This window comes from Microcystis sp. BLCC-F210 (genome assembly GCF_042134685.1).
In the GTDB taxonomy this organism is placed as follows: domain Bacteria; phylum Cyanobacteriota; class Cyanobacteriia; order Cyanobacteriales; family Microcystaceae; genus Microcystis; species Microcystis aeruginosa_D.
The window spans coordinates 2588974-2610832 of the sequence record NZ_CP169647.1; the positions used below are offsets into that span (position 1 = coordinate 2588974).

Sequence of the window (21859 nt, forward strand, 5' to 3'; positions counted from 1 at the left end):
TGATTATCCCTTGATTGTGGGGACTTGCTTTGATGCCACTCGATCGAGGGATAACAAATTATGGTTTTGTGCTGCGGGCAGGGGATAATAGAATTTCCAGTAGCCGTCAGCTATCAACCCTGATTCTTTATCCATGCCAGATTTACCGAAAATTATCCTGAGAAACCATAAAATTGATGCCGTTAAACGATTCCATCCTTGGATATTTTCCGGGGCGATTAAGGAGATGGAGGAGGAAGTCAAAGAGGGTGCTATCGTGGAGGTTTATAGCGATCGAGGCGAATATCTAGCCACTGGACTGTATAATCCTAGCAATATTGCCGTTAAAATTCTTTCTTTCCCAAAAGTCAGCGATATTGCTCAATTATTTCTCGAAAAGTTCCAGAATGCCTATCAGCTGCGGCAACAAATCGGTTTAGTGGATAACCCGAAAACTAACTGTTATCGTTTAATTAACGCTGAAGGAGACGGTTTACCCAGTTTAATCGTCGATTGGTACAATGGCACGGCAGTTATTCAAGCTTATTCCTTAGCTTTATACCAACGTCTTGATCTGATTGTCGATTGCCTGAAAACTATCTACGCTGATAATTTACGGGCAGTTTACGATAAAAGTGCCGCAGTTTTGGCGAAAAGCGCCCATATTTCCGAAAATAAATACTTATTTGGTCAAAAAACCAGCGATGAGGTGTTAGAATCTGGCCATCGCTTTATTATTGATTGGGAAAAGGGACAAAAAACAGGATTCTTCCTCGATCAAAGGGAAAATAGAGCCTTATTATCTCAATATTCCCAGAATAAACGGGTTTTAAACACTTTTTCTTATTCTGGCGGCTTTTCTGTCTATGCTATGCAAGCGGGGGCTGCCCTAGTCCATTCCGTTGATAGTTCCCACGGTGCGATCGATCTTACCGAAAAAAATATCGCCCTGAATAATCTCAGCGAAGTTCCCCATCAATCCTACAGCACCGATGTTTTTAACTTTTTGCGCGACTGTGAGGAGGATTACGATCTGATTGTTCTCGATCCTCCCGCTTTTGCCAAAAGTATCCAATCCCGTCATCAGGCGGTTATGGCTTATAAAAGATTAAATCAGCAAGCTTTCCAGAAAATTCGCCACCAAGGTATTATTTTCACCTTTTCCTGTTCCCAAGTGGTTAACGAAGAGCATTTTCAGGGGGCTGTCATGGCTGCCGCTATTGAATCAGCCCGCCCAGTGCGAATTTTAGCACGTTTAAGCCAACCAGCCGACCATCCCACCAGTATCTATCACTCGGAAGGTTCCTACCTGAAAGGATTGGTTTTAGCGGTGGATTGATGGAAAATTAAACGATTACCATCCGGATCATAGATGTAGATTTCCGGACCGTGGGAAGCTTGGCTAATTTCTCCCCTAGCACCATAGCCGATTTCGCTCCAATGCTCGATCGCTTTTTCGAGACTCTCCACCTCGAAACAAATGCTCATGCCACTGCCCCTAGAATCGCTAAATTCCTCTCTGTGGGACTCTTTAGGGCAAAAAAGACCTAATTTAAGGTTAATCAGCCTAAATTCCGCATAAACGGCGACGAGATAGGGATTTGGTTCCTGTTGCAACAGTTGACGATAAAACTGCACCGAGCGATCGAAATTACTCGTGCCTAGGGCAATAAAAGCCTCTGTGTAATTGAATGGACTATCGGGGGGGTTATTCATTGGGGTTGGGGGAATTATGAATTATGAATTATGGTTCTTCGTTACTTGGTATGGTTTGATAGGGGGGGCATAAATCGACTAAATCCTTATCTGGCAACAGATTTAATTGATTAGTTCGCTCTAGATCAAAAGCAATTGACAAAAATCGCCAAATGCTTTTCTATATAAGGGTTCCATCCCTTATAATCCCCGTCCATTGCATGACACAAACTGAAGAACCTGAATTATGAAGTGGGGAAAAGGGAGAATAAGTAAAATAATCTGCCGAATCCTAACCCCACCAACAAACTTTTTTAGCCAACCCTATTTATTGAATTTTAACATTTAATTTATAGGTGGCATTGCCGCGAGTTCCCCCTACAATTATTTCATAATTTCCAGTAGCAGGTAATTTTAGACTAGATTGGGTAGCTTCTCCTGTCAATATTTCCCCATTCGGTGCAATCACATCAAATACGGCATTATTTTCTAAGGATGTAATTTTCAGATCCATTCTCTGTCCTCGATTTGCTCTTAAGAGATAAATATTTCTACTCCCTCGCACAACCGATTGATTAACGGTGGCGCTATTAGTTCCGGGTGCAAACTGGATTTGAGACAATAAACAAGGTTGTCTTTGATAAACGACCCGTCCCGTATTCAAAGAATCTGCGGTTAATGTCCAGATTTCTTGAGTTTTTTGGGTGTCTAACTCAATTTTTGTCGTGATATTTAAGTTTAACTGATTCCCCTTTTTTGTTCCTCGTAAAGTTTGAGTATAGGAAGTATAATAGGATTCTTGTTCATTCTGAATCGTAGCTTGTACCCGACCTGTGACTTGATTTCCCTGAATATAAATCCTTGCGGTAGCATCCAGACCATCATTAGTAGCGACTGAAAAACAATAACCTTGAATCGAAGAAGTGCTAGACGCTTGGGCAATTTGTCGGGGGGGATGATTTGCTATCCCTGGTGTAACATTGACTAAACTTGTAAAAATGACTAGACATCCTAATAATTTCATCATCATCATGACCATTTCAAGTTTTCACTAAGTAGTCGTGCAAAATTAATTTCTTAGTCGAGATAGGAGACGGAAGACAGCTATCAGGGATCGGATTTGAGTTTTCAGTTTACTGTTTACTGATCACAACAGAAGTTTAACGGAGTAGTGGCTTAGATGTGTAATTAATTTTGCTTAGATACTTAAGTAGTCGTGCAAAATAAATTTCCTAGTGAAGAAAGGCAAAAGGCAAGGGGGGGTTAGATATGTGTAATTAATTTTGCCTAGATACTTAATACTAAACTAATTATCGCCCCAGCCACCATATTTCTGGACTTCCCCGTTGACAAAAAGCCATAACCTTTGCTTTAGAAGGGATTAAGAGAATTTGTAGTACCCCGTTACTGGATACAAATCAGGGAAACTCCCAATAAATCTAACGCCTGTTGTTGCAGTTGGGTCGGTCGAGTTATCTTAGAAAAACGATAACTTCCCTCCCTAATCATACATTCCACTGTGTTTAAGCAAATTGTCCCCAGGTCTTCAAAACCGGAGACTTTGTACCTCATAATTAAGATAACTACTATAGGATAACCTCTGATTCGATCTTTTGGGCTATTCTTAGTTTAGCCGAACGAGAACGAGGATTTTTAGCCTGTTCTTCTCGGCTGGGAATAATCGGCTTTTTCGTGATAATTTTCAAGGAATTATTTTCGCGAAAACCATACTTGATCAGACGATCTTCTAGACTATGAAAACTGATCATAGCGATAATTCCCCCGAATTTTAGCCAGTGGGGGGCTTGATTTAACAATTGTTGCAGAGAATCTAATTCTTGATTAACAGCGATACGTAAGGACTGAAAAACCCGCGTTGCCGGATGAATACGTCCATAACGGTAACTAGCGGGTACAGAACTAGCGATGACGGCTGCTAATTCAGTGGTGGTAGTAAAGGGACGTTTTTGGACGATCGAGCGAGCAATAGGACGAGATAAACGTTCTTCTCCGTATTGATAAAAAAGATCGGCTAATTCTTTTTCCTGCCAATGATTAATAATATCGGCTGCTGTCAGGGATTGACAGCGATCCATCCGCATATCTAAGGCTGCCGTGTGGCGAAAACTAAAGCCGCGCTCGCTCTGATCGAATTGGGGAGAACTGACCCCTAAATCGGCGATAATGCCATCAAAACTGCTATTTTGTCCCTTATAATCGGCGAAGTTCCCCCACCAGAGGGTTAAACGGCTATCTAGATAGGGAGCGAGACTAATTTTAGCGGCTTCTAGGGCGCTTTGATCGCGATCAATTGCGGTTACTGTCGTTTCGGGATGGGCTTCTAAAAGCAAGCGGCTGTGTCCACCACCGCCTAGGGTAAGATCGAGATAATGACCCCCGGGTTGAATATTTAAACCAGCGATTAATTCTTGACTCAAAACGGAAATATGGGGAAAATCTTGATTCATCTGCTGATAACTTCCTGAAAATGGCGATTTAACCTAAAAATAACTGATAGGCCGGGTTTTGACTTTCATCCCAATAGCGATAGCCGAGAGTATCGAGAAAAGCTTGCCATTGATTCATTTCATCGGGGGGGACCTGTATGCCCACGACGATGCGCCCATAATCAGCCCCGTTATTGCGATAATGGAAAACGCTGATATTCCAGTGGGGACTCATGGAGGCGACAAATTTCATTAAAGCCCCCGGTCGTTCGGGAAACTCGAAGCGATAAAATAATTCATGATCGGCTAAATGCGATCGCCCTCCCACCATGTGGCGCAGATGCAATTTAGTCAATTCATCATCGCTAATATCAAGGGTTTTAAAGCCGCAAGCTTCAAAACTCTCGGCTAATTTCTTGGCATCGCTGCGATTTTCGATCTGGGCGCCGACAAAAATATGCGCTTCTTTTTCATCGGCAATACGATAACTAAATTCGGTTAAATTGCGTTTGCCGACACATTCGCAAAAACGCCGTAAACTGCCCGGTTGTTCGGGAATAGTCACAGCATACAACGCCTCGCGCCGTTCCCCTAATTCCGCCCTTTCCGCCACAAACCGCAGACGATCAAAGTTCATATTCGCCCCACAAGCTACAGCAACGAGCGTTTTATCCTCAATTCCTTCTCTTTCTACATAAGCTTTCGCTCCTGCTACCGCTAACGCCCCCGCAGGTTCTAAAATCGAGCGTGTATCTTGAAAAACATCCTTAATCGCCGCACAAATATCATCCGTATCCACGAGGATAATCTCGTCCACATACTGCTGACAGAGACGAAAAGTCTCCTCTCCCACCTCCCGCACCGCCACCCCATCGGCAAATAATCCCACTTGAGACAAACGCACCCGATAACCAGCTTTTAGGGATTGATTCATCGCGTCTGAGTCCACAGGTTCCACCCCGATAATTTTAATTTCTGGGCGTAAACGCTTGACATAGGCTGCAATACCTGATATTAAGCCACCGCCACCAATAGCGACAAAAATGGCCTCGATCGGTTGCTGATATTGTCGTAAAATTTCCATACCGATCGTACCCTGGCCGGCGATTACCTCCGGATCATCGAAGGGATGGATAAAAGTTAAGCCTTTTTCCGCTTCTAACTGCCGCGCGTAGGTGTATGAATCATCGTAGGTGTCACCGTGCAGGACGACAATCCCCCCCCGGGCTTTTACTGCGTCAATTTTGACTTGGGGAGTGGTGACAGGCATAACGATAATCGCTTGGGTTCCCAATTGCCGCGCCCCCAAAGCGACTCCCTGGGCATGATTTCCCGCCGAAGCAGCAATTACACCTTTTTGTAACAAATCCCTTGACAAATACGCCATTTTGTTGTAAGCGCCGCGCAGTTTAAAAGAGAAAACCGACTGCATATCCTCGCGCTTGAGTAAAAGTTGATTGTGCAAGCGTTGAGAGAGATTGGGGGCAGGTTCCAAGGGGGTTTCTTGGGCAACATCATAAACCCGTGCGGTGAGGATTTGAACCAGGTAATCGCAGTACATTATTCTTTTTTGGCGGTGGGGATTCGCGAATCGGGCTAGGATACAGAATAGATCATCGTCGGTTCAGTTAGCAATAGACCTCCTGCACAATTTTTTTATGGTATAACAGAGGCTTTTGCTTTTTTCTTGATTTTTAGATGGAAGTGGAAAACAAATAAAATGTGATCTTAGGTCAGGAAATCATCTATAATTTTGCTATGGTTATTAGAAAAATTATAGATTATCAAAACTTATCAGATGAACAGTTCAAACGTCGTTTTTGCTTGTATAAACAAACCTATAAAAAGATGGTGGAATCAGTAAAAAGTGTTGAAGTTGAATCTAATTCAGTATCTAAAAAGGGATCGAACCCTAAACTATTTATAGAAGAACAAGTTTTAGTAACGTTGGAATATTGGCGAGAATATAGAACATATCTTCAAATTAATACAAGCGGTCAAATATCAGAATCAACTATAGTTCGGATAACCTGCTGGCAGCTATTTATGACTATGAGTTAGGGATAGATATAGCAACTTATTAAAAGTTACCAAACATTGATCAAGTCAAGAAGAATTTACTCTCAATTATAAAAGAGGTTTTGATAACCAAATTAAAGCATATCTAAAAGACCTCTCCATAATATAATCTCAAAACTAAAAGTCTTTCTAGTTAAGGAATCTAACCGAATAAAAATTATTTTAATTGCCTCATATTTTTTCAGTAAAATTGAATTAGCAACGATAGATATACATTACAGATATCGAACTGTTTAGCTAGTACATAAACCAAAAGCAAGCTGTGACTGGGTTATAATTTTTGGAGATGTCTAAAGATTTTTGAGTTAAAAGTAAAACATTAGGTCTTCATCAAGAACAAATGTACAGACTAACTAATTTTACTCCAAAAATTAGTCAAACCATAACCTTAACATATAATTAATTTGCAAGAGTCCTAATGATTTAAGAGTCACTGATAATTGCTGATTGTCGGTGTTTCTGCAAATGTGTGATGCACCCTCTCTTTGGTTTGTCTAGTCTGATAAAAGTAAACATTATTAAGATAACTGCTATAGTTATAGTTACTAATTCTGTCCGCAAATATTGCATCTAGAATTAGCTTTGTACGCTTTGACCCGTACTGGGTTAACTACGAACCTCTCTATCGGATTCCCGCTAAAGGCGGCCTCTCCGACTACCTTTCTTCCAATATTTAAGGAACCATTAATATCTGCTCCATAGAAATAACCCGACGAGCTTCTGAATAGTCCTCTTTTAATTCTCTTGCCTAAATAGCTTTTTTGCTTTTGAATAGACTCTAAGTCCAAGAAACTACGGCTCTTCTGGTTTCTGTGTGGAAACGGGGTCTATACTGATAGTTTGTTCAGCAAAATAGTCCTAAAAGTCTTTCCAGGTAAATATTTCACGATTCTATAAGCAAAAATTATCACACAAAGTCGAGAAGAGCCAAACTACATTTAGAGGTATAGCTTTCATTAGTTGTTTTGACCTCTATTCCTACTAAATTTGCTTTATAGGTAAGTTGTTCGATAAACCTTGAATGAGGAATATTTACGAATGACTGGTTATTTCTATCTCCAATATTAAGGTTTTGTTTCCAGCCTTGATTATGACCAATAACTAAAAGGTTAATTTGATGAGCTAGTAATTTATCAATAATATATTTACTAGCGGTGTGGAGGTAATAATCCACCTGGCAATTACGCTTTAAAGTTAAACCTTGTATTCTTTTACTGGTCTTCTGGAGACTGGGTAATTCCGATTTGAGTTTAGCTAGTGTCTTGTTGTACTTTTGATTGCAGGATTTTAAGGCTTTTCCACATACTAACGTTGGCTGAAATTCGGGAATATTAGAGGTAACAGCAGCTAGGTTATTTAAGCCTAAATCGATAAAAGCATATCTTTCTCCCTCTTGACTTGATGAGGATGGTTGTTCATAGACAATCTCTAAACAATAAGCACCCAATTTAGGAATAATCCTAACCTCTAAGACTTCCTTTAAATTAGTTTTAAATTCTAAATTAGTCCCTGATAGCTTGATTAAACCTTGCTTCAACGCTTTTTTAGAAATGGCTTGATAGTTATAAGTTAAAACGTTTCTACCTTTTTTCTTGTCTTTGTATCTTGGCAACTTAGGCTCTCCTGTAAATTTATCTGGCGATTTTTTGTATTGTTCTTTCGCTTTTTGGTAGGATTTAAAGGTTTTTTCTACTTGCTTTAATACTAACTGACTTACTTTGGCGGGTAAGGCTTGATAATCTGGACTCATTTTTAAGGCATGATGTAACTCAGTCATTGTTAAAAATGGTTGATGTGAAAAGAAAACTTGACGGTTTAAATAAACAGCACAATTATACAGATTCTTCGATAAAAATCCTAATTTATCAATTACTGAATAATTTTTGTGATTAAATTTAATTAGATGTTTTTGAACTAATTTCATCATTCTCCTCAAGGCATTTAATTAAACATTCTGTCTTTCTATTTCGTCGTCTTAATGAGTATAATCGAGCGCAAAATGAGGTAATTATACTCACGAAGTCTGCATTAAATCGTCTTTTCTTTCTTCTGCTAGATTAACGACCTCTAGATCTCTATTTGTTTGAGTTAAAAGAACTTTCAGATAATTAAACCCTACTCTGCTTAAACGATCTTTGTGTTCTACGACAATCAAATTATAATCAGTTTGTTCTAGAAGTTTTAATAATAGCTTTCGATGCTCATTGACTCCACTTCCTACTTCTTTAACTACTCGAACAATTTGATAGCCTTTCGCCATACAATAAGCTTCCAATCTTTTTGCCTGAGTCTCTAAGTTAGATTTATTTTCTGAACTAGAAACTCGCGCATAAATAGCTACTTTATTTTCACCGCAAGAACGGTCATCTTCAAAAATAATAATTGTTCCTGTAGGAAGACGTTCTCCTTGTAACTGCCCTCGATTCCACATTCTCCAAGCAGTGTCATAACTGATCCCTTTTTTCTTAGCATAATCTGATAGTTTCATGTGAACTGCAACGTAAACTTGCACTAACCATATTAGCAGTTGTTTGCAGTCATTTGCATATATTTTTTTACAAAACCTTACAATACTAAATCCGTTGGGCATAGGCTACTTATAAGGACAGGTAAAAAACAACAGTCCCCGGCTGCGAGCGGATCGTTCGACAAAAGCTCACACCGAAGTCCTAACGGCAAAAGGGGGAATAAATAATCAGTTTTTAATAACAAGATTTAGTATGACTTTAGTGGTAGGAGAAAAACTGGTAAAAGGCTTTAAATTTTCCTTAAGCTTTGTTGAGGTAGCCGGAAGAGGGGGTTAGAGTGGGAAGTGATGGAATTTTGGGCATATTTTCCTATGACGCTGACTGAATTTGGATTATTAGCGGGTTTACTTGTCCCCGGTATCCTACTCTCGATTTTAGTGATGGTGAGTTTTGCCAAAGGGGGTTAAAAACTGATAGAGACACCGATGAAAGTGTCTCTATCTTTTTGGGGTGAGGATTAATCTATTTTTGGTTTTTTGCCTAATTTAATTGATTCTGTAGCTAACAAAATTGATTCTAAATGATGGCGCTTCTCCACTTGACCGAGGAAATAACCTGTCATCATCGCTGAAGCGAGAAGATTCGCCAAATTCTCGCGGTCTGTGGTAATTTGTACCGCAAAATCCTCTGAGGGCAACATTCCTACCAATCCCTTGACGTTTTGCGAGATAATATCTTTAATTTCGCTACTGACCGATTGGGCTATTCTCTCAAGGGTTTCAGGATGCTGCTGCTGGAGATACTGCATCAGACAGTTATCATTTTGTTCTTCGGTTTCCCAGGGAAAAAAATCAGGATTAAAAGTCATCAGAACTCCCACGCTGTAGTGGTTATTGGATCTAGGTTAACAAATCGCTCTTCTTGATTGCCTGAAGTTCCCCCCATTTTCTTCAAGTTTAGCTCAGTAATCAGAAATATTTACCCTTAATATAACCTCTATCTTCTTATTCCTGATCGGTAGATTCCAGAATACCCTGTTCTCTAAGATTGTCAACCTCGAAATATTGATGAAATTTATCGGTTACTTCTAACCAGTAGGATCTACCTTCATTTTGCTTGCGTTTTCTCACAAATCCTCGTTCTACCAAGTCCTGAACTTGTTGATAGGCCGTACTGCCCCGTAAATTAATTAAATCCGCTTGTAAAATCGGTTCTTTTATTGCGATCGCTGCTAAAGTGCGGAGAGTTCCCGTGCCTAATTCGGCCGGGATCAGGTCTTCGATCAAATTCTGATAAGCTGACCGCAATTGTAAACTATAACCGAGGGGGGTTTCCACCACTTCCAAGGCACTATCCCGGTGGGCATAATCGGACATTAATTCGATCATAGCATCTGCCACCGTCAAGCGATCGCTGTTGGTTAACGTCACCATCTCGGTTAACGGGACAGGCTGCCCTTTTAGGTAAAGTATCGCTTCTAGACGGGTAGCTAGTCTAATCTCTTGGTGGGCTTCCGCGCTCAATCTCGACTACCTAAGTTTAGACACTAAGCTAATATTCTACTAGAAGACGAACGAGAAAATTATGGAAACTTTTTGGAGTCAGGTTTTAGACTTTTGTTATCAGGCTACCGGCCAGGTGGGCGATCGCCTACTAGCCGATTTTGGCAAATTACAGGCCACCAATAAAGCAGACGGGACTTTAGTGACGGCTGCCGACCGTTGGTCCGATGGCGAACTGCGATCGCTAATTGCCCGCACTTTCCCAGATCATGGAGTCTTAACCGAGGAAACTACCCATATTTTCCCGGATCAAGAATGGTGTTGGGTAGTGGATCCGATCGACGGTACGACTAATTTTACTCGCGGTATTCCCATCTGGGGCATTTCCCTGGGACTTCTCTACCGGGGGACTCCCGTGTTCGGATTTGTTTATTTCCCCTGCCTGAAACAGTCCTATTATGGTTATTGGTACGGTGAGACGGGTTTAACCGGTCCAGAGGGAGCCTACCGCAACGGTCAACCGATTCACACCAGCGACGATTTTCCCAGCAAAAATCATCTGTTTAATCTCTGCGCTCGTAGTACGGATGTATTCAAAAACCCCTTTCCCTGCAAAGTGCGGATGATAGGAGTAGCTAGTTATAATCTGCTTTTGGTTGCCGATGGCACGGTTTTGGGAGGAGTGGAAGCAACCCCGAAAGTCTGGGATATTGCCGCAGTTTGGGCAATTCTACAGGCCGCAGACGGGGTATTTATCTCTTTAGGAGAAAAGATTTTTCCCTTACAGGTGGGGGAAAATTATAGCGATCGATCCTATCCCTGTTTAGCCGTAGCTCGATCGAATTTAGCACCGGTTTTCTTGCCTTTAGTCGGTTTTCTCAAGGATGTTGCTTGAATGGAGAATTGCTCAGGTTAGAATAGCTGCATTTATTCGTTTTATCTCTATTTACAGCGATTCTCACACCTGTGTGGCACAGTTAAACCTTTGCTGATTAAGCTTTTCAACATCGATAATGTACCTCTTGCGAACAGGAAACGCTATATTTCATGAGTTTTGATACTTCCTCTCTCAGCGAACGCAACGATAAAGCCGAAGTGTATCAACCGGTAATTATTCGCCTCGAAAATGTGTCTAAAATCTACGGCAGTGGCGAAACCATGGTTAAAGCCCTCAATAACGTCAATTTAAGCCTAAAAAAAGGGGAATATTGCGCTATTATGGGGGCTTCGGGTTCGGGAAAATCCACAGCCATGAATATTATCGGCTGTCTTGATCGTCCCACCTCGGGGTCTTATTATCTAGAAAATCTCGACGTTTCCACGCTGCCGGATGGGGATTTAGCTCAGATTCGCAATCGTAAAATCGGCTTTGTTTTCCAGCAATTCCATCTTTTACCCCAGATGAGTGCGCTAGAAAATGTCATGTTACCGATGATTTATGCTGGGGTTCCTCCCCAAGAAAGAAAGGAAAGAGCGATCGCTGCTTTAACAAAGGTAAAATTGGATAATCGACTGCACAATAAACCCAATCAATTATCGGGGGGACAACAGCAGCGCGTCGCTATTGCTAGGGCAATTGTCAATCAACCCATATTATTACTTGCCGATGAACCGACGGGGGCGCTAGACTCGAAAACTACCCAAGAGGTGATGGCTATTTTCTCGGAATTGAATAACAGTGGCATTACTATCGTCATGGTAACTCACGAGGCCGATGTGGCGCGTAATTCCTGGCGCATTATTTGGTTTAAGGACGGTGAAGTGGTTTATCCTAACCTCTCACCGACGGATTTACATGAGGTGATTGGGTAGGGTGGGGATTTTTCGGTTCTTCGTTACTTAGTATGATTCGATAGGGGGGCATAAATCGACTAAATCCTTATCTGGCAAGAGACTTCATTGATTAGTTCGCTCTAGAGCAAAAACAATTGACAAAAATCGCTAAATGCCTTTCTATATAAGGGTTCCATCCCTTATAATCCCCGTCCATTGCATAACACAAACCGAAAAGCCAAGAAAAGGACAACTTCCTAATTAGGGTTAGCTGAATAAATCTAAAAACCTTGTTGAGTAAAACTTTTAGACTTTTGGAAAATCAAAAAGTGCCAGCCCTTGCAGTGATCGGGAGGGAAATTTAGGCACTTTTTCCCTGAAAATGTAGGTATTGACCCCATTAATACTAAATCCGTTGAGTACAGGTTAGTTATGAGGAGAGGCAAAAGGCAAAGGGGAATAAATAATCAGTTTTTAATAACCGGATTTAGTATTAATCCTATTTTATGGCACTAATATCAGATTTTAACAGGTCAAAAGCCTTATTTTAAAAGGGTTTTACCATTATTCAGCAAGCCCTACTTAAACAATATTAGTGACTTTCTCTCTTTCCCCCCTTTTTAGCCCAGACGTTGCTCAAAATGTTTGTGTACTTTTGTTAAAAAGAAAAAGTTTTCTTGACAAAAAAATAACTTGTGCTAGGAGATAAATCTCTAACTTGGCAAAAATTCCCCAGACTAGAAGCCGATCGAGGATAGCGATCGAGCGTTATAATCGAGCCATTACCCCGCGCTCCCGGTCGGGATGAGAAATCTATGATGACCGCTCTCTACGAAGAAGATTTTGTTCTCTGGACAGAAAAAACCGCCGAACTGTTAAAGCGAAAAGAGTTTGACCTGGTGGACTGGGAAAACCTGATCGAGGAAGTGGAGTGCATGGGAAAAAGCGAGAGACAGGCAATAACGAGTTTATTAACCGTTTTAATCGAACACTTGCTCAAACTATCCTATTGGGAATCGGAAAAAGAACGGAATGCCCGTCATTGGATAGTGGAGATCGCCGCTTTCCGATCGCAATTAGAACAAAAAATAGATAGTGCCACCCTCGTCAACCATACCCGCGATTCTTGGAAAAAAGCCTATTTAACCGCCAGAAAATCCCTGATTAATGCGCGGATAGTCGATAAAAATGCGATTCCCCTAGAGCCTATATTCACTCTCCAACAGGTATTAGACGGGGACTGGTTCCCGATCGATATCGAACCTTTTTTGGAAACCCGTCCATAAATTGCCGCCATATCCCCGCCAAAAGATTAGGATTATCAGCGAATATAACCGAATATGCAAGATATCGAGCAAATCCGCCGTCAAATCATCGAACGCTACCAACAATTATCGGCACTAGATCAGGTGATCGTCCGTTTTTTTTCCCTAATCTATGAACCGATCGCCCGCAGCACTTTTCTAGAATGTTTAAATCAAGCTCATTACCGCGACGAGAACAACCGGCGACTTAACGGCCAAACCCTGAAATCCCATTTAGATCTCCTCCTAGAAGCAGAAGTCATCACCCAGGACAAAGGCTACGGGCCGCGCTGTCATCCCCTCCTCGTCGAGATTGCCAGCCGTGATAGCATTAGCAAGGGAGAATTCAAGCGTTTTGCCGAGATTATCAAGGCAAAACTGCCGCAGCCCCGAACTCGTTGGGATGAAAGCCTAGTTTTTCAGGGAAAAGAGCAATTAATCCGAGAAATCCGTCTGGCCATCTATCGTCAGGATTTCGACTCGGTCGAACAACAAATCGCCGATTATCAGAAAACCAGCTATTCTTCCCCAAAAACCAGCCTAGAAGACCTTCTTATCCTCATCTACGATAACCCCTTCGATGGGGATTGGTTACGGACGCAACCGACCAAATTTCAAGCCATAGCACTAAATAGCATTCTTGTCAAGGCTTTTGAAAAAATAACTCGCGCCGATGGAGCTTTTTCCCTCCTAGAAGAACTCTGTCAAGACCAGACCAGTGTTTCCGAAGCCCATTTGTGGCTCGAACAGGCAATCATCCGAGGACAAAGCGATAAAGTGCGTCGGTATCTCGATCGCCCCTTCCCGGAAAGCCAAGCAGCAGCAATCGGGGCGATACGGGGTTGGATTGCCTTTCTGGGCGGGGAAAACAGCAAAGCGATCCAAGAATATACCCTCGCCCTTAAAGCCCTAAAAAAAGCCAAAGGAAAACAAAAAATCTATTTTTCTTCGATTAGCGGCTTCTCCTTTATTTTTGCCCTCCTCAAAGAAGGAACCCCCGAACGTCTCGCCGAAGCCGCCAACTATATCAGTTGGGTGACGCGTCAAAACGATCATCCTTTCAGTCCTATCTATGCCCGTCTGGAAAAAATCATCGCTGCCCGTCAGGGAGATATGCAGGCCAAAGACGCAATCATCGACGCGACGATCAATCCCTACCAAATGGGCCAGGGTCTAGAGACTCTTATCTGTAGTATCTGTCTCTACTGGATGAGTAGCGGCATCGCTAAAAAACATCTGCCCCGCCTACTCTTGCCCCTCTACAAAGATGCCAAGGCGGCTGGCTACCATTGGTTAGCCCTAGAAACCGGGTCCCTACTGTCCCGACTCGATCGAGCGCCGGAAGCGGAGGTGCTTAAAAACCAGCGTCTCCCTTCCCCCCTGGTAGATGCGATCGAACCCCAAGAAGCTTGGCAACTGTGCCTGAATGCCTTGACTAATCTGTGCGCGCCAACACCAACCCCAGGTAAATCCAACCCCGTCGTCCGCCTTGCTTGGTTTCTCACTATCCATTCCGAGGATTATTTCCTGCAACCAAAAGAACAGAAACTCGACGCGCGGGGTAATTGGAGTCGTGGCCGTCCTGTTTCCCTTAAACGTCTGCGAAAAACTGGGGAAATTGACTATTTAACCCCGCAAGACCTGAAAATTTGCGCCCATATCTTCGTGGAATCCAGTTACTATGGCCAGAACGAGTATCACTTTGAGCGCCGGGCTATTATCGAACTGATCGGTCATCCCCTGGTGTTTTGGGAAGATTCCCCCGGAACGCGGGTAGAAATCGTCGCTGGGGAACCAGAATTGCGAGTAAGAAAGGAAAAATCGGGTAAATTAATCCTGTCTTTACTGCCCGATCTCAGCGATCGCCAAGAAGTGCTGATTTGGAAAGAAACCCCCACTCGCGTTAAGGTAATCGAAGTCAAGCCGGAACACCGAAGCATCGCCGACATTATCGGCAAAAGCAACCGCCTAGAAGTACCCGACAAAGGCCGGGAAAAAGTCCTGGCCGCAATCAATTCCCTGTCCGGGATAGTGACAGTACATTCCGATATCGGCGGAGGAAAAGCAGCCCGGTCAGTGGCAGCCGATAGTCAACCCCGGATTCATCTCTTACCGGCCGGAGAGGGTTTAAAAGTGGCGGTTCTCAGCCGTCCTTTTGGGGCAGCCGGTCCCTATTTCCAGCCCGGAAAAGGGGGAGAAACAGTAATCGCCGAGATCGAGGGGGAACGGCTGCAAACCACCAGAGATCTAGCCCTAGAGAAAAAACTGGCCCAAACAGCGATCGATTCTTGTCCGATCCTGATCAGTTTTGAGGAAGAAAATGGCGAATGGCGGCTAGAAAATCCAGAGGATTGTCTAGATCTACTGCTGGAATTGCGGGAATTAAGCGATAGCGTCCTTGTGGAATGGCCAGAAGGGGAAAAATGGCGGGTGTCGCGTCAGCTTCGATTACAAGACCTACACCTAAATATCCACAGTCAACGGGATTGGTTTGCCGTCAGTGGGGAACTGCACCTAGAGGAGAAATCGGTGCTGAGTATGCAGGAGTTGATGAAATTGCTAGAGGGAGCGCCGGGGCGGTTTATTCCCCTCGGAGATGGTCAATTTCTGGCATTAACCGAGGCATTTCGGGAACGGTTACAGGAAATGCGTGCTTTCTCGGAAAAGTCCGGCGACGGTTTGCGGTTTCATCCCTTCGCTGCCCCGATTCTCTCGGAACTCAGCGAGGAAGTGGGACAACTCAAGGCCGATAAACGTTGGCGCGATAATTTACAACGCTTTCAGGAGAGTCAGGATTTTACCCCAGAAGTCCCCTCAACTCTACAGGCAGAATTGCGTGACTATCAATTGGAAGGCTTTCGTTGGTTAGCTAGGCTGGCCCGGTGGGGGGCCGGGGCCTGTTTGGCCGATGATATGGGATTAGGGAAAACTTTACAAGCTCTGGCAGTGATCCTTACCCGCGCCTCGGAGGGACCGACTTTAGCGATCGCTCCTACTTCAGTATGTTTGAACTGGATTAGTGAGGCGGAAAGGTTCGCACCCACCTTAAATATCATCCAATTGGGAACAGGCGATCGGCAAGCACTACTCGATCGACTGCAACCTTTTGATCTGTTGGTCTGTAGCTATGGATTATTACAGCAGGAAGAAGTGGCTACCATGTTGGCCGGGGTGGAATGGCGGACAATCGTTCTCGATGAGGCCCAAGCGATTAAGAATTTCTCCACCAAGCGATCGAAAGCAGCGATGAATCTGCGGGGGGATTTTAAACTAATCACCACGGGAACACCGATCGAGAATCATTTAGGGGAATTATGGAATCTTTTCCGTTTTATTAACCCCGGATTGTTGGGATCCTTGGAAAGTTTTGATCGCCGTTTTGCCACCCCGATCGAAAAATACGGTGATAAAACTGCTCGCGAACAGTTAAAAAAACTGGTGCGGCCTTTCCTGCTTCGGCGCACAAAAAACCAAGTTCTGGCGGAATTACCGCCCCGTACCGAGATTTTAGTCCCGATCGAGTTAAGCGTCGAGGAGAAGGCGTTTTACGAGGCCTTACGGCGGCGCGCTTTGGAGAAATTAAGCGAGAGTGACAGTACCGCCGGAGCAAAACATCTCCAGGTACTGACAGAGATCATGAAATTACGCCGGGCCTGCTGTCACCCGCAGTTAGTGGCTCCAGATTTGGATTTACCCGGCTCGAAATTGTCCCGTTTCGGGGAAATTCTGGATGAATTATTAGATAATCAGCATAAAGCCTTGGTATTTAGTCAATTTGTCGATCATTTAGGGATTATCCGCAGTTATCTCGATCAAAGGCAGATAAAATATCAATACCTCGATGGTAGTACCCCAGCCAGCGATCGGCAGAAACAGGTGAAAGCGTTTCAAGCGGGGGAAGGGGACGTATTTTTAATTAGTTTAAAAGCTGGGGGGACAGGATTAAATCTCACCGCAGCCGATTATGTTATCCATCTTGATCCCTGGTGGAATCCCGCAGTGGAGGATCAGGCCTCCGATCGCGCTCACCGTATCGGCCAAAAACGTCCGGTGACGATTTATCGCTTGGTTGCCAAGGATACGATCGAGGAAAAAATTGTCGATCTGCACCATCATAAACGGGATCTCGCCGATAGTTTATTGGAGGGGACCGACGCAAGCGGAAAGTTATCTACTGACGAGTTATTACGCTTAATGGCCGAGGGATAAAAATATCCCCGACGCGCTTTAAACTAACTTTTTGATAGCCGCTACTAACTGCTCGATTTCTGAGGGCAAAGTGAAATAATGAACACAGGCACGCACACAGAGGGGGTCGAGGAGAGTTCGCAGTAAAAACCCTTGTTTTTCTAGCTGTTGTACTAAATTTTGTGGGGTGATGGCCGAGTCAATTTGAAAGGACAATAAACCGGATTCTGGCGGAGAATTTTTTAAACATTTCACCCCCTTAATCGTCTTTAATTCTTCCCAAAGATAAGCCGCTAATTGACAGATTTTTTCGTATCTTTGTCCCCCATCACCCCAGGCGTTATGTACCGCAATAGTTGCCCTTAAACCCTCAAATTGAGGATAGGCAGAAGTGGCCACTTCAAAGCGTCTAGCGTCTGGTTTCCAACCGATAGGCTGTCCTCGGTTATCTGTTTCAATACCGCGCCAACCGATAAAAGTGGGCTGTAAACTAGGGAAAATTTCGGGACGAATATACAATCCTCCCACACCGGCCGGTCCACACCACCATTTATGACCCGTAAAAGCATAACAATCGGCGCCAGTAGCGCTTAAATTTAAGGGCAAACAGCCCACGGATTGGGCAGCATCCACCACCACTAAAACGGGTTTTTCAGTGACAGAATTATCATGACAAAGCTGCGAGATTTCCTTGAGGGGTAAAACCTGTCCAGTATTCCAGAGAACGTGACTGACCACCAAAACCCTAGTTTTTGGCCGTAAATGAGCGGAAATAACTTCTATGGGGTTGCCGTAGTTTAAAGTTTCCCGAATAGGACAAGTGGAGATTTCCAGATGATAACGACGGGCAATTTCCCGAACTGTGGCGATAATTCCGGGGTGTTCACAATCGGTTAGTAAAATATGTTCCCCCGCTTGCCAATCCACTCCCCAGAGGGCGATATTACAGCCTACAGTGACATCCTCGGTGATAGAGAGATTGCTGGGATTGATTCCCAATTCTTGCGCCATTTCTTGCCTGAGAAGTTCCGTTTTTTTGGTAATCCAATCGTTTACCTGTCCTGAAAAAGGCCCCTTTTGTTGGAGAAAATTATGGGCATCGATAATCGCTTCTAATCCGGCCTTGGGCAAGGTTCCCTGACCACCGAAATTAAAATAAACTTTATTGCTAAGTCCCCGAAATTCCTGTCTTTGTTCGGCTAAATCGGGTTTACTAGGGGCGCAATCGAGGCTATTTTCGTCTAAATTCTGCATAAGCGAGGAGATGGGGTTTAGTTATCAATGGGAATTGGGCAGTTTAAAACTGTAATTTTACGAATTAGTTTGTTGATTGCGCTTAAGTAGTAATTGGATAGCCAAAAGAATTAAACCAATGGTGACAAAAGCAAAAATAAAGGTTCCTAGAGAAGCTAACCCAAAAACTAAAGTGCGGACAGCACTGCCAATTCTCAAGGCGATCAGACTGTGAGCAACCATCGGTTTTGAGTAAAAAGAATGACCGATCGCCGCCGTGAGATAATAGAGAATTGTCCCCAATGCTGCCGAAATTGCCGCACCAACTAAACAGCGAGTTGGGGTAACTTTTTGGGTTTCTAATTCTGTGGTCATTATTTTTTATTCCTCAACTATTAATTCTATTGCCTTATTGCTACGGCTAATCATTTTCAATCGATCGGCTATGATCGCGATTCGTTCCTATTCTAACCTCATGAGCGCGGGTAATCAGGAAAACGAAAATTTTCCAACCGACTAGGCTTAAACTAGCACAAAGAGTGGCTAATAAGCTGTTGACTATCTAAATTACTGGTTAAGACTGCACCAGAGAAGGGAGTGCCGGAGATTTTTTGCTCTGTTCGGTAAACAGTAAAACTCCTGCAAAAATCGCAACTCCGCAAAGTAAAACACCCAGATGTGAGGTACACCAGATTAACAGTGAACACTCATTATATATTAATAAATATAAATAAATGTGAAGTAATTTAAGTTTCAAGAAGAATGAACCCGATCTTTTTTAGGATGGTGGTAAAACTGATTTTCAATTTCTCAGGTTGAAAGATGAATCCAGATTAAGCTATCTGAATGATAAGAGGACAAGCCAATGTTTGAAGATTTTACCTATATTACTGATGAGGCTTTTTTAGAGAATTATTGGTGGGAAGAAAAAGTTATTTGTCCCCACTGCCAAGGCAAAGGGAGAATCTATCTAGAGACGGAGAATGAATCCGTCCCCTGTAAATTCTGTGAGGGTAAAGGAATTATTAAACGAAAACAGGAGGAAACTAACTATTCCTAAAAATCTGTATAATTAGATACCATACATTAAAAATCTTCTTGAGTTAAAACCTCTGGCTGACATTGTTTAATTTCGCTGTTAATTCCCAGAGCGGATTCTGATTGTAGGTCTTCGATATAACCAGATTGATGGGATAAAGCTTCAGAAAAACTCTCAAAAGGACCGAAATAATAGAGACATTTCGGCTGAGTGGTGGTGATCTCTATCCACCAGGGTTGAGAGGGTAAACTAGGCTTGATCGAGACAGTTTCTGGGTCAATAGGCCTTATACTAAGAATCTTGGCCCCTTGGCGCAGGAGGCGCTGTGTTTCTTGACTCATGCGGCTTTTAGGTACTCGCAGGACTGTCCGGGAGAAGCGTTGAGGCAAAGAGCCAGAAGAACCGGAAAAAACAACTTCATAGAGAAATATTTGATTCTCTCCCTGATTATTAGCCTCTAGCATACAGAAAAGATTCTCTTTTGGGGATAAGGGTTAAAAAAAACAGACGCTACTTTGAGCAGATGACTCAAGCAAAATCATCTCCTAACAGAGTATCGCATCTTGATACGATAGCATAGAGCGGCAAAAAGTTAAGTTTTGACCTACTCTCCCTTCACAGCATACCTTGAGGGGAGATTGTTCAAGATGCTGTAGCCGAATATATGACAGTTATCTTAATGGTGAGGTACAAAGTTTTCGTTGTGGGGAGTCGGTGGTCGATAGTAAATCCTGTTATACTTCATCTTTATGATAAACACTATCCATAGGGTTTGCTGAAAGTTTTTCTAGGGGTATGGTGTGGGGTTTTCCCCATTTTTAGGACGTTCGGCGAAGCTCAGTCGAGCCGTGGTCAATTACCTAATTTTCAGGGAAAAAGTACCTAAATTTTCCCACCGAACAGTCTAATGGCTGGCACTTTTTAATTTCAAAAAGACCTAAAGATATTATCCAACAATGTTTTTAGATTTATTCAGCAATCTGTCAAGAATATTCAAGACAAATAGAGTTTTTTAAAAAATATGCAGCTACCAAAATTAAGCTTAGGAACCAGATTATTTTTATCCCATCTCCTGGTTATGGTGGTGGGATTGAGTAGCTTTATTATCATTGCTAAGTTATCTTCTCCACGAATGTTTGTTTTGCGTTTAGAACAGTTAGAAAGGCAGGGATTTTTTACCGTGCGCTCGGCGAGAACTTTCTTAGTTAGGGGTTTTGAGACAGCTTGGGATAGTAGTGCTATTTGGTCATTTATTGCGGGGGGAAGTACGGCCGGTTATCTAAGTTTTTTGGTTTCTCAACGCATTATGAAACCGGTAAAACAAATGAAACAAATCACTAAAAATTTTGCTGAAGGGGATTTATCGGCGCGAGTTCCAGAAAGCGAAATCCCAGAATTAAATCAATTAGCCATTAGTTTTAATCAGATGGCGATTAGTTTAGCCGATGTGGAAAAAAGGCGCCAGGAATTAATCGGTGATCTTACCCACGAATTACGCACCCCTTTAACTGTGGTGCGGGGATATTTAGAAGAATTAGCCGATGGTGCGATCGAACCTAATCCAGAACTTTATCAGAAATTAGTGAAAGAAACCCGCAGGTTAGAACGTTTAACCCACGATCTACAGGAACTATCGCAAGCGGAATCTGGTTATCTATCGATTAAACTACAACCGGTTAATTTATTACCTTTGTTAAATTCTCTCATCGAAAAATTTGCCGATCAACTATTAGAAGATGGACCGACTTTACAGTTAGACTGTTCCCCCAATTTACCCTCAGTTATGGCCGATCCCGATCGCCTGGAACAAATCTTAGTCAATCTGCTCGGTAATGCGATTCGTTACACCGATCATGGTGCAATTACCCTGCAAGTGACAAGGGACAAAAACCACCTACAAATTGCCGTTATCGATACGGGAATTGGCATCGCAGCGGAGGATTTACCTTTTATTTTCGAGCGCTTTTGGCGGGCCGATCGTTCTCGTTCCCGTTATTCTGGGGGTAGTGGTATTGGTTTAGCAATTACCCGTCGTTTAGTGGAATTACACCAAAGTCAAATCGAGGTGGAAAGTGAATTAGGTAAAGGCAGCACTTTTCGTTTTTCCCTAGCAATATCTACGAATTGAGAGATGGGAATTATGAATTATGAA

General features: G+C 42.9%; 19 protein-coding genes and 3 pseudogenes. 8 read left to right on the top strand and 14 right to left on the bottom strand.

Features of this window, described 5'->3' with window-relative positions; all coding sequences use genetic code 11:
• Positions 1 to 3 precede the first annotated feature (3 nt).
• Positions 4 to 135, bottom strand: a complete 132-nt coding sequence (locus tag ACE3JL_RS12485) for a hypothetical protein (protein WP_271992723.1) — start codon at positions 133 to 135, stop codon at positions 4 to 6.
• Here ACE3JL_RS12485 and ACE3JL_RS12490 point away from each other — a divergent pair.
• Positions 134 to 1318: a class I SAM-dependent rRNA methyltransferase gene (locus tag ACE3JL_RS12490; protein ID WP_375327610.1), complete on the top strand. Its 1185-nt coding sequence runs from the start codon at positions 134 to 136 to the stop codon at positions 1316 to 1318. The genes ACE3JL_RS12485 and ACE3JL_RS12490 overlap by 2 nt on opposite strands.
• On the opposite strand, the gene ACE3JL_RS12495 is transcribed toward ACE3JL_RS12490, so the two are convergent.
• The 5 genes from ACE3JL_RS12495 to ilvA form a co-directional block, all read right to left on the bottom strand.
• Positions 1285 to 1695 (bottom strand): VOC family protein, encoded by a 411-nt coding sequence (locus tag ACE3JL_RS12495; RefSeq protein WP_271992719.1) that lies wholly within the window; start codon positions 1693 to 1695, stop codon positions 1285 to 1287. The genes ACE3JL_RS12490 and ACE3JL_RS12495 overlap by 34 nt on opposite strands.
• Positions 1696 to 2002: 307 nt before the next feature.
• Positions 2003 to 2713, bottom strand: coding sequence for a hypothetical protein (locus ACE3JL_RS12500; RefSeq protein WP_271992717.1), 711 nt, complete (start codon positions 2711 to 2713; stop codon positions 2003 to 2005).
• A gap of 365 nt (positions 2714 to 3078) precedes the next feature.
• Entirely contained in the window at positions 3079 to 3246 is a 168-nt protein-coding gene (locus tag ACE3JL_RS12505) for a hypothetical protein (protein WP_271992716.1), read from the bottom strand.
• Between the two features lie 14 nt (positions 3247 to 3260).
• Complete coding sequence (gene rsmH / locus ACE3JL_RS12510; protein WP_271992714.1) at positions 3261 to 4142, bottom strand: 16S rRNA (cytosine(1402)-N(4))-methyltransferase RsmH; 882 nt, start codon at positions 4140 to 4142, stop codon at positions 3261 to 3263.
• 28 nt (positions 4143 to 4170) lie between these two features.
• Complete coding sequence (gene ilvA, locus ACE3JL_RS12515; RefSeq protein ID WP_271992713.1) at positions 4171 to 5682, bottom strand: threonine ammonia-lyase, biosynthetic; 1512 nt, start codon at positions 5680 to 5682, stop codon at positions 4171 to 4173.
• 197 nt (positions 5683 to 5879) lie between these two features.
• Between ilvA and ACE3JL_RS12520 the strand changes: the two are divergent.
• Positions 5880 to 6149 (top strand): annotated as a pseudogene (locus ACE3JL_RS12520) (transposase family protein); the annotation flags it as partial.
• Positions 6150 to 6745: 596 nt separating this feature from the next.
• Here the strand turns inward: ACE3JL_RS12520 and ACE3JL_RS12525 are convergent.
• The 5 genes and pseudogenes from ACE3JL_RS12525 to scpB form a co-directional block, all read right to left on the bottom strand.
• A pseudogene (locus ACE3JL_RS12525) lies at positions 6746 to 6994 on the bottom strand (RNA-guided endonuclease TnpB family protein); the annotation flags it as partial.
• A gap of 113 nt (positions 6995 to 7107) precedes the next feature.
• Positions 7108 to 8124 carry an RNA-guided endonuclease InsQ/TnpB family protein gene (locus ACE3JL_RS12530; RefSeq protein ID WP_375327611.1) on the bottom strand — a complete coding sequence of 339 codons (1017 nt, stop codon included), beginning with the start codon at positions 8122 to 8124 and terminating at the stop codon, positions 7108 to 7110.
• Positions 8096 to 8688: pseudogene (locus ACE3JL_RS12535) on the bottom strand (IS607 family transposase). Before ACE3JL_RS12535 ends, ACE3JL_RS12530 begins: the two are co-directional and overlap by 29 nt.
• A gap of 497 nt (positions 8689 to 9185) precedes the next feature.
• Complete coding sequence (locus ACE3JL_RS12540; protein WP_002803308.1) at positions 9186 to 9536, bottom strand: DUF760 domain-containing protein; 351 nt, start codon at positions 9534 to 9536, stop codon at positions 9186 to 9188.
• Positions 9537 to 9672: 136 nt separating this feature from the next.
• Complete coding sequence (scpB, locus tag ACE3JL_RS12545; RefSeq protein WP_271991680.1) at positions 9673 to 10191, bottom strand: SMC-Scp complex subunit ScpB; 519 nt, start codon at positions 10189 to 10191, stop codon at positions 9673 to 9675.
• Positions 10192 to 10252: 61 nt separating this feature from the next.
• Between scpB and ACE3JL_RS12550 the strand changes: the two genes are divergently transcribed.
• From ACE3JL_RS12550 to ACE3JL_RS12565, 4 genes are all read left to right on the top strand, one after another.
• Entirely contained in the window at positions 10253 to 11065 is an 813-nt protein-coding gene (locus tag ACE3JL_RS12550; RefSeq protein ID WP_271991683.1) for an inositol monophosphatase family protein, read from the top strand.
• 152 nt (positions 11066 to 11217) lie between these two features.
• A complete protein-coding gene (locus tag ACE3JL_RS12555; RefSeq protein WP_271991685.1) occupies positions 11218 to 11982 on the top strand; it encodes an ABC transporter ATP-binding protein in 765 nt (254 codons plus the stop codon).
• A gap of 776 nt (positions 11983 to 12758) precedes the next feature.
• On the top strand, positions 12759 to 13229 hold the full coding sequence (locus tag ACE3JL_RS12560) for a DUF29 domain-containing protein (protein ID WP_375327612.1): 471 nt from the start codon (positions 12759 to 12761) through the stop codon (positions 13227 to 13229).
• A 54-nt stretch (positions 13230 to 13283) separates the two neighbouring features.
• Complete coding sequence (locus tag ACE3JL_RS12565) at positions 13284 to 17456, top strand: DEAD/DEAH box helicase (RefSeq protein WP_375327613.1); 4173 nt, start codon at positions 13284 to 13286, stop codon at positions 17454 to 17456.
• Between the two features lie 18 nt (positions 17457 to 17474).
• On the opposite strand, the gene ACE3JL_RS12570 is transcribed toward ACE3JL_RS12565, so the two are convergent.
• Positions 17475 to 18689, bottom strand: coding sequence for an aminotransferase class V-fold PLP-dependent enzyme (locus ACE3JL_RS12570; RefSeq protein WP_375327614.1), 1215 nt, complete (start codon positions 18687 to 18689; stop codon positions 17475 to 17477).
• Positions 18690 to 18746: 57 nt separating this feature from the next.
• Positions 18747 to 19043, bottom strand: a complete 297-nt coding sequence (locus tag ACE3JL_RS12575) for a DUF3082 domain-containing protein (protein WP_271991695.1) — start codon at positions 19041 to 19043, stop codon at positions 18747 to 18749.
• 490 nt (positions 19044 to 19533) lie between these two features.
• Between ACE3JL_RS12575 and ACE3JL_RS12580 the strand changes: the two genes are divergently transcribed.
• Entirely contained in the window at positions 19534 to 19728 is a 195-nt protein-coding gene (locus tag ACE3JL_RS12580; RefSeq protein WP_150975929.1) for a hypothetical protein, read from the top strand.
• Positions 19729 to 19754: 26 nt separating this feature from the next.
• Here ACE3JL_RS12580 and ACE3JL_RS12585 read toward each other — a convergent pair whose 3' ends face one another.
• Positions 19755 to 20171, bottom strand: coding sequence for a DUF1816 domain-containing protein (locus tag ACE3JL_RS12585; RefSeq protein ID WP_271991697.1), 417 nt, complete (start codon positions 20169 to 20171; stop codon positions 19755 to 19757).
• Between the two features lie 557 nt (positions 20172 to 20728).
• Here ACE3JL_RS12585 and ACE3JL_RS12590 point away from each other — a divergent pair.
• Complete coding sequence (locus tag ACE3JL_RS12590; protein ID WP_271991699.1) at positions 20729 to 21835, top strand: cell wall metabolism sensor histidine kinase WalK; 1107 nt, start codon at positions 20729 to 20731, stop codon at positions 21833 to 21835.
• Positions 21836 to 21859: the final 24 nt, after the last annotated feature.